Genomic DNA, 14641 nt, shown 5'->3' on the forward strand with positions numbered 1-14641 from the left:
TAATAGTCAATCTGAAGAAGTAAGAGAATTTCACCCTTGTCTTCTATTCAGCACTATTGATGCCACGGTTTATTATCTTATAGTGATAAGTCTTTATAGTAACGGACTTGTCTTTTTAACATATGATATTTACTAAGCTCTGGCATTTCAAAGTTGTCATAAAAAGTCATCCCAATTTTTTCCATTACTTTTCTGGAAGGCAAATTATTCTCAGCTGTAAAACTATACACCTCGGTAATGCCTTTCTCTTTGGCATATTTTAACACTGCCGTTGCGCCTTCTGTAGCTAGGCCATTTCCCCATACTTCAGGAATAAGTCGCCAACCAATTTCATAAATAGGCAATTCGTCAAAGGGATATTTACTATCGTCCGGCAAATAATTGACGCCTATATAACCAAGCCATTCTCCAGTTTCTTTTAATTCCACTGCAAATAACCCTATTTTCTCTTTTTTAAGAATATCGTCCATCTTATGCATATCCAATTCAGAGCGACGATAGCTTAACAAGCTTGGAAAATAGCGTCTTACTTGTTGGTTAGCATTCATTTTTTGAAATGGCAATAAGTCAGTTGCCTCCCAATCTCGTAACTTTAATCTTTCAGTTTCAATGTAAACTACCATAATCAACACTCCATTGCAGAGAAAATACAATTAATAAAAAAGTGCGATATGGGTACTGTTCCATAACACACTTAATTTATAATTAATTTTAATTAATATGTTTTATTAAGCTTTAGAAATGTAACTTACAAGTTTAATATGGACAGGTATTTCTTTTAAACGATTGCGTTGATCCTTTGGTGCAACAACAGTAGCATCCACAAAATCATTGCGGTGATTAAGTTTGAATGTTGCGACAAACGTATCTGTATCTGATTCGAAATTTGGTAAATGTGCTACAACACGTTTAATTTCTCCTGTTGAATCTACAATTGTACGTCCAGTGATGTTTTCAATTTCGCGACCTAATTCTGGTAAGGTCATTTCACGACCTTCTAAAATATGAAAATCTTGTTCATGCATATCTCATCTCTCCAATACATTAGTTATGTTTTTTAAATCATCAAATATTAAAACTATTCTAGCTTATATATTCTTAAAATATATAACCGTATCGAGGTTGGGACAAAAGTGTTTAGGATTTGAGCAGAACCGAACGATGAGCAAAATTGTTCTTCAAATTTTGTCGAATTGTGACGGTATCTGCCGAGAATCCTACTTTTGGGACACCGTTTATCGGTTTTCCAGAGCACAAATGATTAATGTCTTAGTCTCAAGTTTTACCCTTCACATCCTCTAGTCAAACTTAATCGCCTATTAATATTAGGTGTTGGACACAATTTATCGTTTTCCGAGAACACAAAACATTAAATCTTCAGCTTCACTTATTCATTACTACTTTGCGTTCCTTCATCAGAACTACTTTGTTCGCTAGAAGTGTTAGCGTCTTCAGTTTCACTTGAATTATTCTCAGTAGAACTGTTTTCAGTAGAGTTTGCAGATTGGGTCGTAGTCTCATTTGAGTCAGAAGAGTTAGCGTTACTATTAGCATTCATACTTTTCGAATCACTATTTGACTGGTCATCAGACGACATACTACTTTCAGATGAACTAGCATCGCTTGTATCGTCGGAAGATTCATCCGAACTATCATTACTCTCTTTATCCTCATCATCTGAACTTGCTTTAGACGACTCATAGGCTACCGATTCATCAACCTCTTTTTGTAGTTTTTCACGTTGATCATTCAATTTTTCTTTTTGTTTTTCTAAATCTTTCTTTTGACTTTTCAAATCATCATTTTCTTTTTGTAATTGCTTAATGTCCTTTTCCAATGATGCTCTTTCATCACTTTTACCACATGCTGACAACATAATCGTAGCAGACAGTAAAAGTACCAACCATTTTTTCATGCTTTTCTCCTTTAAATACAAGTCAATATAACTTATTTTAACATGAAATTGCCGTCTAATCATTTATTCACCCACTGTCCCTAGCAAGTTTTCACACATTTATTATTGAACTAATATAATCGCAACTCTATTTTTCTTATTTTTTGAAAAGAAGTATCGCTGCATTCAATATCGCGAAGAAGGAGTAAAATATTATGTCTATATTTAAATATCGTTGAACTCCTTTTCAATATTATAATCTCAACTTATCTATGATATGATTATTCATAATTCACATATATTAACCTACTATTTTAAAAAATAAAAAGTTTTAGACGTTGAGGAGTTTAGCGAATGAAATCCACTGCAAAATTAACACGTGAAAATAACGTGAAATCATTGCGCCTAAATAATACAGATAGAGAGATTTTCGAAAATTACATCACCTATGTACGAGCTGATTTACGTGTAAATCCTCATGACAGTGAATTAATGCTAAGTCGCATACTAAAGAGGCTATTAGCGGCTGAAGACGAAGGAACATTGGCGTTAGAATTCTTTGAACATAATCCCAGAGCACACGCTGAAAAAGAAATTAAATCTTTACCGAATGAAACGTTCCAAAATATAATTAAATATATTTGTAGAAATTTTATCTTCCTTATCGGTATATTTTGCTTTTTTAAAGGGTTTATTGGTTTCTTTATTGGTGGGAATAATAACGAGGTTTATTTATATACCTTCCCACTTATCGTTATTGCAGGATTGTTTATTATCTTCTTATTTATCTTAGTTATTTTTAAGACCGTTCAACTTCAAAGTTTTAACAATTCTCATTGGGTATGGTGGTTCAATTATTGCATCATTGCACTTTTATTAGTAGCACTTTTCTATGTATTTTTCATACCACAATCATTTTTAGCTTTTGGGCCATTTATATTAATCAGTAATTGGTCATTTATTATACTATCTTTAATTATTACGCCTATCGCATTTTATATTGAACATCATTTTGGAAATAAAAACTCAAACACAGTACTATAATTTTCAATCAAAATAGGAGCGAAACTGAAATGTCGTGTGTTTCACGGATTTCCAGTCTCGCTCCTCGTTATATTGGTTCTATACTAAATTGAACTGATGAAAATCAGCTCAATTTTTTTATGTCTTTAAGAATATAAAAATGGCGCAAATATCTCTATAATTGTAAGTGCCTAAACCAACAATAAGGAGAGATATTGCGCCTATAAATGATTGTATATCAAAAATACTTGGAATTAAAGATGTTATATTTATTTAACTAAAAACACATCAATAAAGAACCAAATTACCATTATAATCATGATAAGCGCTTGGGCCACTGTACTGGCTAAGAAAGCCATGACTGATCCTAAGCTTGCTTTTAATGCTTTTCCAAAATTAAAATCTTGTATCAATTCAACAATTAAGACAGCTAAGAAAGGCACGATGATAATACCGAATGGTGGGAATACAAAGCACCCAATAATAACTCCGATAAGTGCTGCATATTCACCTAGTTTCGAGCCTCCAAAGCGATTGACAAAGTATTTATTCATTAAAAAGTCTGATACTAGAATAAATACTGTAAAGAGTACCATGGCTACGTAAAATATCCATGACAAGCCTTGGTCACTAAATCCAAATTGATAGATTAAAAATCCTACCCATAGTACTAACACTGAAGGAATAATCGGCTTAATTAATCCAACAAATGCCAGAATAAACGCTAAAATAATTAATATCCATAAAATCGTTGCCATTATTTCACACTCACATTCTCTTTAGTATATTTTTGTTCTTTCGTAAAGAATATTAAGATCATGCCTAGGAAAATAGATGATGCTGAAACGTAAAAGACATTTTCCAAGCCAACCCAATGACTCATAGCCCCACCTAATAAATTTCCTAACAGTTGTCCAATAACCATTGCGTTCGCGAATAATGTGGAAGCATAACCCGGGAAATCAGGTAAAATGTCTTGAAAGTAACTAATCCCTAATCCTAAAAGAATGGCTAAGAAGAGTGCTAAAAAGATTTGGCCAACCATCATCATATAAATATTCTCAAAAAATCCGATACTAAAGTAAAATGTTCCGCCACTAATCGCACCAATAATTAATAATGTGCGTGTTTCAAGTTTAGACGCTAGAACGCCTAAAATAACCATAAATGGCACTTCTAAACCAGCACATAGACTCGCTAATGTTCCGACATAACCTTTTTGTTCTTTTAAATAATCAGTCACGAATAATGGCATATTCATCGTATACATCCATTGGCCAATATGTAATAAAATAAAGGCAATAAAAGGCACAAATAATGTTTTATCTTTAAACATATTCGGTGCAGTTTTCTCGATATTGGTAGTGCCACTTACATGTTCAGTTGGCGCTAAATTCAAATCTTTATAGAAAAAGATTTGTAGTATTAATGTGAATAGTAAGATGCTTACTGTGCCTCCGAATAAACCAGCGTATCCTAGAAATTGAATTAAATAGGCGCCGATTAATGGACCAAATAGAAAGCCAAATGAAAACATTGAACGTAAGACGGTATTAGCGAACTTCGCATTATCTTTAGAGGAAGATACATTGATAGATTCTCGTGCAGATGCATATAGTTGAGGCATTGCCGGCGCAAATAGTCCTTGGAAGATTGCATAGACAATGATAAACAACCATATATGATGGATATAAAAATAAATTGAGAAACTGATAGCACCCATTAATAAAGCGCTAATAATTAAGAATTTCCTGTTAATATTATACGTATCTGAAAATCGGGCTACAATTGAATTGACAGTAAATTGACTTACCGCAGCTAAAGCGAGTAGGATACCAAATTCATTCGTCGACATCCCTAATTCTTTTGTCGCAAATAATACGAAGTAAGGTACGGTAATGGCAATACCCATCCCTAGAAGCATCATATTAACAACAAACAATTTATAGTTTTTAATTTGTAATAGTGCTAAAAACATAATTTCTACCTCTATTCCAGACTTTAAACAAACGTTATTACGTTTCATTATCTTGTGCATTACTGAGAAGATGGAGGCGAGTGTAGCATTTCTCCATCTATCTGATAAAATTGAGCATGAGCGTCACAAATGATTCAACTTGTGGTAGTTGTAACATACTACCGTCATAACTCATATAAGTTGAACGTATTAGAGGTTGTGAATCAATATTTACCTTTTCAAATTCAAACATATTCTTATCTATATTCTTCATCATTATTTCAGGTAGAATAGTTACTCCTACACCACTCACTAACATTTCTTTGCAGGTAGCAACTTGGTCAACTGTAATGGTGGCATGATAATCTTGGCCAAAGTTTTCGTTATACCATTCTTTAATCTGACTAATATATATAGGATCAGCTTGAAATTCTATAAATGGTAATTGCGCAACCTCATCTTTCTTTTCTTTCGGAAAAATAAAATAATGATCATCATCAAATAAATGAGTATTCGTTAAATTCATTACTTTATTACCTCGCGTAATCATCACATGATAATCTCGATGATTAGCTTTAATTTGTTCCGTCGAGCCAACTTGTACTTGAATTTCAACATTTGGAAACTGAGAATTATATAAACTAAGCACCTCAGGTAATAAGGTCTGTCCAATCAGTGACGAACAACCAATTGAAATCGTTCCATTCACTTCTCCAATATGTGCTTGCATTTTATCGAAAAATAATCGCTCACGTTTTAACATATCACGTGCATGTTCAATAATCATAACGCCCTCAGTCGTAGTGATTAATTGCTTTTTTGTACGAATAAATATATCTACGCCAAATGAGTTTTCAATAGCTTTTAAACGTTGTGTTACAGCAGGCTGAGAAATATATAGAACCTCTGCTGCTTTACGTAATGTTTTAGTTTCATCTAATGTAATTAACAATTGATAATCTTCAATTTTCATAGCGTTCCCCCTACTTATGTTTATCCATGAACGTGGCTATGAGCGATAAATTTCAATTCAGAAACTTTAATCTTACGTTCGTGAAGCCTATTTTTGATTCGCTTTCTTACTTTTTTTCTCTATTGTCATATAAAACTAAGTGTAAAAACATATTTATTTTGTATGGGAACTATGATGTTTAATATGTTCTTTATATGTTTTATGATTTTTCGGTTTCTTCAACTTACTAATCATCTTGTTATAGCAGTGCATAATACGATGATGAACATCCTCGAAATTTTCATTAATTTCTATCATTAATTGATGCGCTATAATATATGCTTCATGATATTGTTTCTGAGTGATTTGCCCATTTTGCAATGCAAGTTCTAAATCTTGTTCATCTACTAATTCATATTCACCCGTGGAGGGTAAAACTAGAACATCTAAAAATAAATCTAAAGTTCTAGCGTTCCCCTTTTGAATAATATTTTTTATATTAATATCGAAATAATATTCCAATGGATTACCTTTATCATCAAACATTGCAGTAATACTATAGCGTTTCTTTTCTGGCAAAATCTGTAACCATTGATAATTGTCATTAGCAACAATTATGTTCTGGCCAACCACCGTCACCTCTAGAGGCTCACGGACCTTCTTCATCGTGACCAATCCAATAATACCCTTGAATCTATTATTATTTACCTTAACTTCTATGTAATCACGTTCTATAAGGCGACGCCAGTGACGTTTATCTATATATTTAATTTTCATAAAGCCACCAACTCCTTGTAATTATTATATTAAACTGACCTATTGATGTCATCTTTAGTCATTCCTATTTGAAATACGCACGTAAAATCTTTTAAATTTTCATATTTATTTTACTACATCTCTACAAATTTTAGGGAATATTGATAAAAATACTCGTATTTAATAGGTAAATTCTTTTTTATCTTAACTTTTAGAAAAACACCTAAATTAAAAAAAGGCTAGATAAAGCTATAAAGAAAAAGCTACATAAAGCCTTGAAGTCATGAAAGTAACCACCAGGCTGTATGTAGCTTTATCTGGACTGCATATTATTGTTTATTTTTAAGCGCATAACGCTGAATAATCTCTTTATGTTGAGGATACTCATCGAGTAGTTCTTGTTGGCTAAACAACTCAAAGTGATTGAAGTCGAATGCTGGTTGACACATACATCCTACCAAACTGTATCCTTCTGTCTCTATTAGACTAGAGGCAAAGATTGTACCTTTAGGCACGATACACTGCATTACATTGCCTTTTGATATAAAAGGACCTAGATCTACCGATTGATAGTCACCTTGTGGTGTGATCATATGGATTGTTAACGGTACGCCAGCATGATAATACCATATTTCATCAGCATCAATACGATGAAAATGTGAAATGTCACTTGTTTTAAGCATAAAATAAATACTGCTAACGGAACCACGCGATTGGTTAGTAGCATTAGTTCGTATAGTTTCTTTATAGTAGCCTCCTTCAGGATGTGGCGTAAGGTTAAGTTGTTGTACCCAGTACTCTGCACTAAAGTCCATTATTTTAAGTCCACGTTGTGGAAGACATTTTGTACATCTTCAAGGTCTTCAAGCGCATCTACTAATCTTTCAAACGTTGCTTGGTCATCTTCCGATAATTCGATATCTGTTTGAGGTAACATTTCGAATTCAGCAATTTTAAAGTCTTCAACGCCTGATTGACGTAACGCGTCTTGAACTTGGGCAAATTGATCTGGTTCTGCATAAACGATAGTAATATCGCCTTCCTCAGTGACATCTCTAACATCGACATCTTGTTCCATTAGTACTTCTAACACATCGTCAGCTGATTTACCTTCAAAACCAAAGGTAGCGGTGTGATCAAACATATAGGCTACTGAACCTGATACACCCATATTTCCGCCATTTTTACCAAATGCAGCTCTAACATCTGAGGCTGTACGGTTAACATTATTTGTTAAAGCATCAACAATTAACATTGAACCACTTGAACCAAAGCCTTCATAACGTAAGTGGTCGTAATTTTCTTCGCCAGCACCTTTCGCTTTATCAATTGCTCTTTCAATGATGTGGTTAGGTACTGAATAAGTTTTAGCTCTTTCAAGTACTAATCTTAAGGCTTGGTTAGACTCAGGATTAGGTTCACCTGATTTAGCTGCAACATATATTTCTTTACCAAATTTTGCATATATTCTACTTGTATTTTTATCTTTTTGGGCTTTTTTCTCTTTAATGTTGTTCCATTTACGTCCCATAATGTCATCTCACTTTCATACTCAATAATCACTATTATATAGCATTCATAGAACGTTGTCTAAAGTGATAAGCAACGACCATGTATTTCATTTTAAACATAAAAAATACTGACAAAGCATTGCCTCTGTCAGTACTCTCCCAATTAGTACAATTAAATGTTTAAAAATTCTTCAACATCATTAAATAAAGCATCGAATTTTTCGTTATTCGTTTCATCCATATAAATAAAAATTTTACGTTCATCTTCAGTGGAACGAACTTTACTTAATCTCTCTTTTTCTATAAGTCTGCGTATTGATACTAATAATTTAGTTCTACTTAAATCTAACTCGTCTATTGCAATTTTTAAAAATGATTGCATAAGTATTTGATCATCAATCGTATATTTATGAGCTAATTTTAATAAAGCTAAATCATTTAATGTCAACTTATATTGTTTATCTATATATTCTGATAATGCTTTATATTGTTTGTAAAAATCTAATAATTTATTCATCTTGTCATTGTTCAATGCTACTTGCACCTCCAAATATAAGCAGACAACTTACTATCCATTATCCTTTATATTTGAAAGCCTGTCGTTTTCATTTGTTTTGAAGTTTTTGTTAAATTTACTAACAAAGTCAAATATTGTTGCGCAATACTCTTTTCGTCATCATCTTTTTTTGTAAATTTTGATAATATAAAGTGAATTATAATTTAGTTTTATTTTTAGCGGACCTTTTTTAAAGTTATGTTCTCGAATTTTATATGCTGGGTGGGTTAAATCATTCATATTGCGTAAAAATTTCGTAGACCATTGGTATTTTTCTCTAATATCTGGCGAAATAATATGATTAATATTGCCATGATAGTCATCTATCTTTTGAATCTTCACAAGGTATTTATCTTTTAAATCTGCGTTTTTAAAATCTATGTGTGTATCTGTTTGTTCATAATCTACCTCACGCGACTCACTTTCTAATACACGCCAATCATACAGAAATACCGTATAACTGTCCTCGTCATTAACAATAATATAATTATCTTTAATCAATTTTGGCTGTATATTTACTGAAACCAACTGATCTATCATGGTTCCTAAAATAGATTTGAAGCCATTTTCATCAAATAAATACAATGCGTTAAACAAATCGGTGTAATGTTTAAAATTAAAGCTAATGCCATTAAAATACCTAGCTGTTTTTACGATTGTTTCTATTAATAATGGTGCACTATTATTTAAATTGCCATTTTGATTATTTATAAAATTATGATTTTCAAAGTTAAGGAATATTATTTTCTTATTTTCTAAGTCTATTTGCTGTAAGATTTCTCTAATATTCTGATAACGTAATATATTTTTAACTAAAAGACGCTCATTTTTCTCAATTAAGTATGGCATTTTCAATTTAGCATTATCTATATATAAAAACTCGAAATTAATACGTTTAATTTGCGATTCTATCGTTTTAAACAGTACGGGGTCATTTAATAGTTTGCTAATTTCTAGACCGAAAGAAAAACGACTTGTTTTATGTTGAATTTTTAATATGACACGATAGATGGTTTTTAAATCTATTTCATCTAAATCAAATACAAGACCTAGCTCATGTCCACCGTCCACCGGAATGTTATTCGCTTTGAAATGATCCATCACATCTTCATAATTAGATTCTAGAAAATCAACTAATCCTAAATCTTCTAATCTGAAAATTACATTTAAATCATTTTTTATAATGTATTCGAACATAAGTTGACGCTCATAAATGGTGAATTGGTCTTTTATATCACGCATGTCCACTTTTAAATAGTACATAAGTGAAGAATTTTCATGATGTAACGGTCTCGCAAAATCTTGTAAGAATAATAATTTTATTTCTTCTATGGTATTAATTTGTAATACCAAATAGTATGGTTCAACAACTTCTTCTGTCTCCGAATCGACATATATATTATATTCAATTTTTTCTTGGTAATATTGGTGCTTAGAATGTATAAGATGATTGATCTTTTCAAGACTATCGTCTATATGGCTTTCATAGTCCATATCAATATCTTTCTCGTATTTACTACAGGATCGATAATCATTTGGCGTGATGCCAACGTAGCTTTTAAATGTTTTAGAGTAGCTCGACGCATTACTAAATCCTAAGTTTTCACTAATCAAACTAATTGTATAGTCGGTAGTTAACAATTGCTCAAACGAAGTGGCTATTTTAAGCGTATCGACGTATGATTTAAATCCCATATTTAACACTTGATTAAACTGTGCCGACAAATTAGATTTTGATGTAAATAAATGAGATGAAATATCTTTTAAAGTTAATCGTTTATCTATATTTTTATTAATATATTCCAATACATCGCTTAACTCACCATAATATGAAAAATGATACTGATTATTAGCAATACTTTTTTCCATACTGCCCTGTTTACCAATAATATTAACAATATCTCTTATATGTTTTGCATCTTCAGAGACATTAGCATCCTTTAAATGATTAATTGCTAATTGAAGTAACGCCTTTTTTATGGCATTCACTGATTTAAGCAGATTAGTAGAATATTTATAATCGAAGAAATCGAACCCTTCGTCTCTAAACCAGTCGCTAGCAATATAAACCATCAATGTTTTACTATTCTCTTTTATCGAAAAGATATCCGTATTATTGATAATATATATTTCATTTTCAATTGTAATATTTTTGGTAAAGTGCTGAATTTTCAGTTGGCCTTCTATTGGAAAAAGTAAAATAATACCATCTTGACAGCGCGTCATTTTATACTCATGTTTGGTAAGTAAATGAAAATAGGCATTAGACATATATTAACCTCTTTCTATTCATGATAGCCTTTCTTTTAATTGTACTAAATTATCTTCAAGAACATAACTTATATATATTGTTTAAATGTAAATCTACCACAATATTAATTCTAAATCAAAAACACACGTAAGAATATATTAATTTTTTTCTAAATTGGGTATCTACTAATTTTAAAAAAAGATGTTACGATATTGCCTCAATTTTAAATGATTTGTAGGAGTCTCAGTCATTTATAATCAAATGTGCTAGACTGCTTAATTTGGCAATAGTTAGTCGAAATGATCACATACTACAACTTCGATTGTCATTTCTAGTTAAGTTTGCCGGAACAGGACGGTGAAATCTTTCAATGCATACTGGATTTCTGCACCACTCCCTACAAAATCGAAAATGAAAACAATTCGTCAACATCTTAAATTCGTAATAATGGATTATATGTGTTTTTGTTTAGTTTTTAAAGCGATTGGCTAATCGTAAAACGTCTTTAATAATATTAAGCAGGTTAATAAATAAGTTAAAGCCCATTTCCCTAGGCGTAAAACTACCACGCTTCATCCTATTAAAATCATATAACGTGTACATTAAGAATAAAATTAAGCCGATAATAGTAATCGCTGTATGATAAATTGGATTATGAACAAACATTCCAATTAACCCACCAATGATTAAAGCAATAAAAGCTACAAATAAATATTTACCGAGACTTGAGGCATCATTGATTATAAAGTACCCCAATATTCCGAATATAATAAATGCGCCAATTGCTAGTAATACATTTTTATAAAATACATCTGGACCTAAGTTTTGCATATAGGTTGTAAAAGTAGCGTAAGACAATAAGCCTACTATAATGGCATAGATATGTGAAATGACTAGACCGTACTTACGTGCGCGTTTTATAAATAAAGTCGCTAGTATAAGTACGAATAAACCAATTGATAATGGTCGTCTCCATTCCATAGGTAAGTATTGGCCAAAGTAACAACCGATACCAAAGATAATCCAGTAATATGTAAAGAATAACCACACTTTAGCATAAGCGTGAGTACTTTGGCTATGATGACTTTTATTTTTTACTTTTTTATTAGACGCTACGTTTTGCGCCGTATTTGAAGACTGAGACATTTTTGACCCCTCTTTGATTTTCATACTAAATATTTATCTTGATTGTACATTATCTTACTAAAGATTAAAAAGGTTTATTTTATCTACTTTTACAGTACCCAATTATCTTTAAATTATTTATTTTCAAATTAATCCACCTTTTTAAAAGTGTTTATTACAACTATGTTTTTTGCAACTATAAAGCCTGGTGTTGAGCCATTTTGGGACTTTTAATACATAATTAATTTGTCATTTTTCGAGCTGAAATGTTACAAATTTATTTTCTTATAAAATTTATATATTATTTCAATAAGGCTTCACATCATGTGTGCCAATGGTTATAGGACTTTTACATATAATAGGACAAATATTAACAATATTACAAGATAATAACAACGCCCACAGTAGTCTACATTTTTGATAGTATGAATACGTGATATACGAATTAATTTATAAAGGATATATAAAGAGTTTGGAATGATAAATTCTAATTTTTATAAAATAAAAAGTTTCAAGGAGGACATCAAGTTTGAAAAAGTTAGCAGTCGCAGTTTCTGTTGCATCCGGGGCAGTAGCAGTATTCTCGCATCATAACGCTGAAGCATCCACACAACATACGGTAAAATCTGGTGAATCTTTATGGAGTATTGCTAGTAAATACAACACATCAGTAAAAAATATTAAGCAAAGTAATAATTTATCTAATAACGTGATTTTACCTGGCCAAGTACTTACTATTGGGGGCAATAATAGTAATAGTACATCAAATGGAAATTCAACGACAGTAGCTTCATCATCTACTTATACAGTTAAATCTGGTGATTCACTTTATGCTATCGCTAATAAATATGGTGTTTCAGTGAATGCGATTATAAGAACGAATAAGTTATCTGGATATTTAATTTCACCTAACCAACAATTAAAAATTCCAAATAGCTCTACAACGCCTAAAAAGACACTAACTAATCCAAACCCTAACAATGCTACTTCAAACCAAAGTAACGGTTATCAAAGTCCAACTTTTAACCATCAAAATTTATATACTGCTGGTCAATGTACTTGGTATGTGTTTGATCGTCGTGCGAAAGCTGGAAATACAATCAGTACATATTGGTCAGATGCTAAATATTGGGCTGGCAAGGCTGCTGCAGACGGCTATAGTGTTGACCACAGACCAACAGTAGGTGCGATTATGCAATCGACTTCTGGTTATTATGGTCATGTAGCCTATGTTGAACGTGTGAATGCAGATGGTAGTATATTAATTTCAGAAATGAATTATGCTAATGGTCCATATAACACAAATACTCGTACTATTCCTGCATCTGTAGTTTCAAGTTATAATTATATTCATTAATATCAAATCCGATAAAATTAGATTCGTTAAAATTGTGAACGTATAAAACAATATTCAAATAAACAAACCATAAGCCTATCAATAAATTTTTCTACTGAAAAATATTGATAGGCTTATTTTGTATCGTTTTATAGTTTCAGTTAACTACAGTATGAATTACTTAGACAAAAAATGAGGTTGAGACATCAATTGTTTATACGCTAGAAAATCGATAAACGACGTCTCAACCTCATTTTAAATGTTATAAGAAAATATTCATTATTAAATAAATAATTGCTGCTAAAATTGCAGATATAGGTAATGTAATGACCCATGTAATAATCATACGTTGTGCAGTGCTCCATTTAACACCTTTAGCACGGTTAGAAGCCCCTACACCAAGGATTGATGAAGATACAACGTGTGTTGTTGATAATGGGAAGTGTAATGATGACGCTACGAAAATAGTTAACGCTGATGAAATATCAGCTGCCGCACCATTAGCTGGGCGGATTTTCATAATGTTTCCTCCCACTGTTTTGATGATTTTCCAACCACCAATAGCCGTACCTAGACCCATTGCAGTCGCACAAGCAATTTTAACCCAAAGTGCTGGCTCTACATTTGCAGGGTCTTGTATATTAGCCACAATTAAAGCTAACGTAATGATACCCATTGATTTTTGCGCATCATTCGTACCATGTGAGAATGATTGTAATGCTGCAGTAAATACTTGGAAGAATCGGAAATTACGATTTGCTCTAGTAAGGTTTGCATTCTTGAATACAACTTTCACAATTGTGTACATAATAAAACCAACGCAGAATGCAATAATTGGTGAAATGATTAATACAATGATAATTTTAGTGAATCCTTGATAATGTAATACACCGAAACCTTGAGCCATTACTGCTGCACCAGCGATTGAACCAATCAACGCATGGGATGAAGAACTTGGAATCCCATATAACCATGTTAATAGGTTCCAAATTATCGCTGCTAAAATGGCCGCTAGTACTACTGCTAGTCCGTTATCTAATTTAAATGGGTCGACGATATCCTTTGTGATGGTACCGGCAACTCCAGTAAATGTTAAAGCACCGACAAAGTTCATAATCGCTGCTAAGAAGATAGCAGTTCTAGGGGTCAATGCTCGTGTTGACACTGCTGTAGCAATCGCATTGGCTGTATCATGGAAACCATTGATAAAGTCAAAGATTAAAGAAAATATAACGATAGCTATAGTGATGATTAATACGTACTCCATAAATTAAAACTCC

At 32.0% G+C, this 14641-nt stretch carries 15 protein-coding genes; 2 read left to right on the forward strand and 13 right to left on the reverse strand.

Translation table 11 applies throughout. The annotated features are described in order from the left end of the window. Window positions 1–77: 77 nt before the first annotated feature. From FH144_RS07205 to FH144_RS07215, 3 genes are all read right to left on the reverse strand, one after another. Window positions 78–623 carry a GNAT family N-acetyltransferase gene (locus tag FH144_RS07205; protein WP_242314689.1) on the reverse strand — a complete coding sequence of 182 codons (546 nt, stop codon included), beginning with the start codon at window positions 621–623 and terminating at the stop codon, window positions 78–80. Window positions 624–728: 105 nt separating this feature from the next. Beyond that, window positions 729–1025, reverse strand: coding sequence for a hypothetical protein (locus FH144_RS07210; protein WP_107507803.1), 297 nt, complete (start codon window positions 1023–1025; stop codon window positions 729–731). Between the two features lie 362 nt (window positions 1026–1387). Beyond that, a complete protein-coding gene (locus FH144_RS07215; protein ID WP_242314692.1) occupies window positions 1388–1915 on the reverse strand; it encodes an SA0632 family lipoprotein in 528 nt (175 codons plus the stop codon). 333 nt (window positions 1916–2248) lie between these two features. Between FH144_RS07215 and FH144_RS07220 the strand changes: the two genes are divergently transcribed. Continuing rightward, window positions 2249–2938, forward strand: coding sequence for a DUF1129 family protein (locus FH144_RS07220; RefSeq protein WP_242314693.1), 690 nt, complete (start codon window positions 2249–2251; stop codon window positions 2936–2938). 248 nt (window positions 2939–3186) lie between these two features. Here the strand turns inward: FH144_RS07220 and FH144_RS07225 are convergent, their stop codons facing one another. The 9 genes from FH144_RS07225 to FH144_RS07265 form a co-directional block, all read right to left on the reverse strand. Then, the gene (locus FH144_RS07225) at window positions 3187–3675 is read right to left on the reverse strand and encodes a DUF456 domain-containing protein (RefSeq protein ID WP_242314695.1); all 489 of its coding nucleotides are present in this window, start codon (window positions 3673–3675) and stop codon (window positions 3187–3189) included. Beyond that, window positions 3675–4895: a sugar efflux transporter gene (locus tag FH144_RS07230; RefSeq protein WP_242314697.1), complete on the reverse strand. Its 1221-nt coding sequence runs from the start codon at window positions 4893–4895 to the stop codon at window positions 3675–3677. The genes FH144_RS07225 and FH144_RS07230 overlap by 1 nt, the downstream gene beginning before the upstream one ends. Window positions 4896–4992: 97 nt before the next feature. Beyond that, on the reverse strand, window positions 4993–5847 hold the full coding sequence (locus tag FH144_RS07235) for a LysR family transcriptional regulator (RefSeq protein ID WP_242314699.1): 855 nt from the start codon (window positions 5845–5847) through the stop codon (window positions 4993–4995). Window positions 5848–6000: 153 nt separating this feature from the next. After that, window positions 6001–6603 (reverse strand): ribonuclease FAU-1 family protein, encoded by a 603-nt coding sequence (locus FH144_RS07240; RefSeq protein ID WP_198610917.1) that lies wholly within the window; start codon window positions 6601–6603, stop codon window positions 6001–6003. Between the two features lie 308 nt (window positions 6604–6911). Next, window positions 6912–7397 carry a cupin domain-containing protein gene (locus FH144_RS07245; RefSeq protein WP_242314701.1) on the reverse strand — a complete coding sequence of 162 codons (486 nt, stop codon included), beginning with the start codon at window positions 7395–7397 and terminating at the stop codon, window positions 6912–6914. Further along, the gene (locus FH144_RS07250; RefSeq protein ID WP_242314703.1) at window positions 7397–8113 is read right to left on the reverse strand and encodes a YebC/PmpR family DNA-binding transcriptional regulator; all 717 of its coding nucleotides are present in this window, start codon (window positions 8111–8113) and stop codon (window positions 7397–7399) included. The genes FH144_RS07245 and FH144_RS07250 overlap by 1 nt, the downstream gene beginning before the upstream one ends. A 152-nt stretch (window positions 8114–8265) precedes the next feature. Further along, window positions 8266–8610: a transcriptional regulator, SarA/Rot family gene (locus tag FH144_RS07255; RefSeq protein WP_408642063.1), complete on the reverse strand. Its 345-nt coding sequence runs from the start codon at window positions 8608–8610 to the stop codon at window positions 8266–8268. A 159-nt stretch (window positions 8611–8769) separates the two neighbouring features. After that, on the reverse strand, window positions 8770–10920 hold the full coding sequence (locus FH144_RS07260; protein ID WP_242314705.1) for a helix-turn-helix transcriptional regulator: 2151 nt from the start codon (window positions 10918–10920) through the stop codon (window positions 8770–8772). Between the two features lie 448 nt (window positions 10921–11368). Beyond that, window positions 11369–12046, reverse strand: a complete 678-nt coding sequence (locus FH144_RS07265; protein ID WP_242314707.1) for a Bax inhibitor-1/YccA family protein — start codon at window positions 12044–12046, stop codon at window positions 11369–11371. A gap of 508 nt (window positions 12047–12554) precedes the next feature. On the opposite strand from FH144_RS07265, the gene FH144_RS07270 reads away from it, so the two are divergent. Beyond that, on the forward strand, window positions 12555–13382 hold the full coding sequence (locus FH144_RS07270) for a LysM peptidoglycan-binding domain-containing protein (RefSeq protein ID WP_242314709.1): 828 nt from the start codon (window positions 12555–12557) through the stop codon (window positions 13380–13382). Between the two features lie 241 nt (window positions 13383–13623). On the opposite strand, the gene FH144_RS07275 is transcribed toward FH144_RS07270, so the two are convergent. Next, window positions 13624–14628 (reverse strand): inorganic phosphate transporter, encoded by a 1005-nt coding sequence (locus FH144_RS07275; RefSeq protein WP_242314711.1) that lies wholly within the window; start codon window positions 14626–14628, stop codon window positions 13624–13626. Between the last annotated feature and the right edge of the window lie 13 nt (window positions 14629–14641).

Origin of the sequence: Staphylococcus sp. acrmy (genome assembly GCF_022690565.1) — a bacterium.
In the GTDB taxonomy this organism is placed as follows: domain Bacteria; phylum Bacillota; class Bacilli; order Staphylococcales; family Staphylococcaceae; genus Staphylococcus; species Staphylococcus caledonicus.

What these genes read in the sequence shown, in the direction of transcription:
- FH144_RS07205 (WP_242314689.1), bottom strand. Translation starts at nt 623, where the DNA reads ATGGTAGTTTACATTGAAACTGAAAGATTAAAGTTACGAGATTGGGAG.
- FH144_RS07210 (WP_107507803.1), bottom strand. Translation starts at nt 1,025, where the DNA reads ATGCATGAACAAGATTTTCATATTTTAGAAGGTCGTGAAATGACCTTA.
- FH144_RS07215 (WP_242314692.1), bottom strand. Translation starts at nt 1,915, where the DNA reads ATGAAAAAATGGTTGGTACTTTTACTGTCTGCTACGATTATGTTGTCA.
- FH144_RS07220 (WP_242314693.1), top strand. Translation starts at nt 2,249, where the DNA reads ATGAAATCCACTGCAAAATTAACACGTGAAAATAACGTGAAATCATTG.
- FH144_RS07225 (WP_242314695.1), bottom strand. Translation starts at nt 3,675, where the DNA reads ATGGCAACGATTTTATGGATATTAATTATTTTAGCGTTTATTCTGGCA.
- FH144_RS07230 (WP_242314697.1), bottom strand. Translation starts at nt 4,895, where the DNA reads ATGTTTTTAGCACTATTACAAATTAAAAACTATAAATTGTTTGTTGTT.
- FH144_RS07235 (WP_242314699.1), bottom strand. Translation starts at nt 5,847, where the DNA reads ATGAAAATTGAAGATTATCAATTGTTAATTACATTAGATGAAACTAAA.
- FH144_RS07240 (WP_198610917.1), bottom strand. Translation starts at nt 6,603, where the DNA reads ATGAAAATTAAATATATAGATAAACGTCACTGGCGTCGCCTTATAGAA.
- FH144_RS07245 (WP_242314701.1), bottom strand. Translation starts at nt 7,397, where the DNA reads ATGGACTTTAGTGCAGAGTACTGGGTACAACAACTTAACCTTACGCCA.
- FH144_RS07250 (WP_242314703.1), bottom strand. Translation starts at nt 8,113, where the DNA reads ATGGGACGTAAATGGAACAACATTAAAGAGAAAAAAGCCCAAAAAGAT.
- FH144_RS07255 (WP_408642063.1), bottom strand. Translation starts at nt 8,610, where the DNA reads ATGAATAAATTATTAGATTTTTACAAACAATATAAAGCATTATCAGAA.
- FH144_RS07260 (WP_242314705.1), bottom strand. Translation starts at nt 10,920, where the DNA reads ATGTCTAATGCCTATTTTCATTTACTTACCAAACATGAGTATAAAATG.
- FH144_RS07265 (WP_242314707.1), bottom strand. Translation starts at nt 12,046, where the DNA reads ATGTCTCAGTCTTCAAATACGGCGCAAAACGTAGCGTCTAATAAAAAA.
- FH144_RS07275 (WP_242314711.1), bottom strand. Translation starts at nt 14,628, where the DNA reads ATGGAGTACGTATTAATCATCACTATAGCTATCGTTATATTTTCTTTA.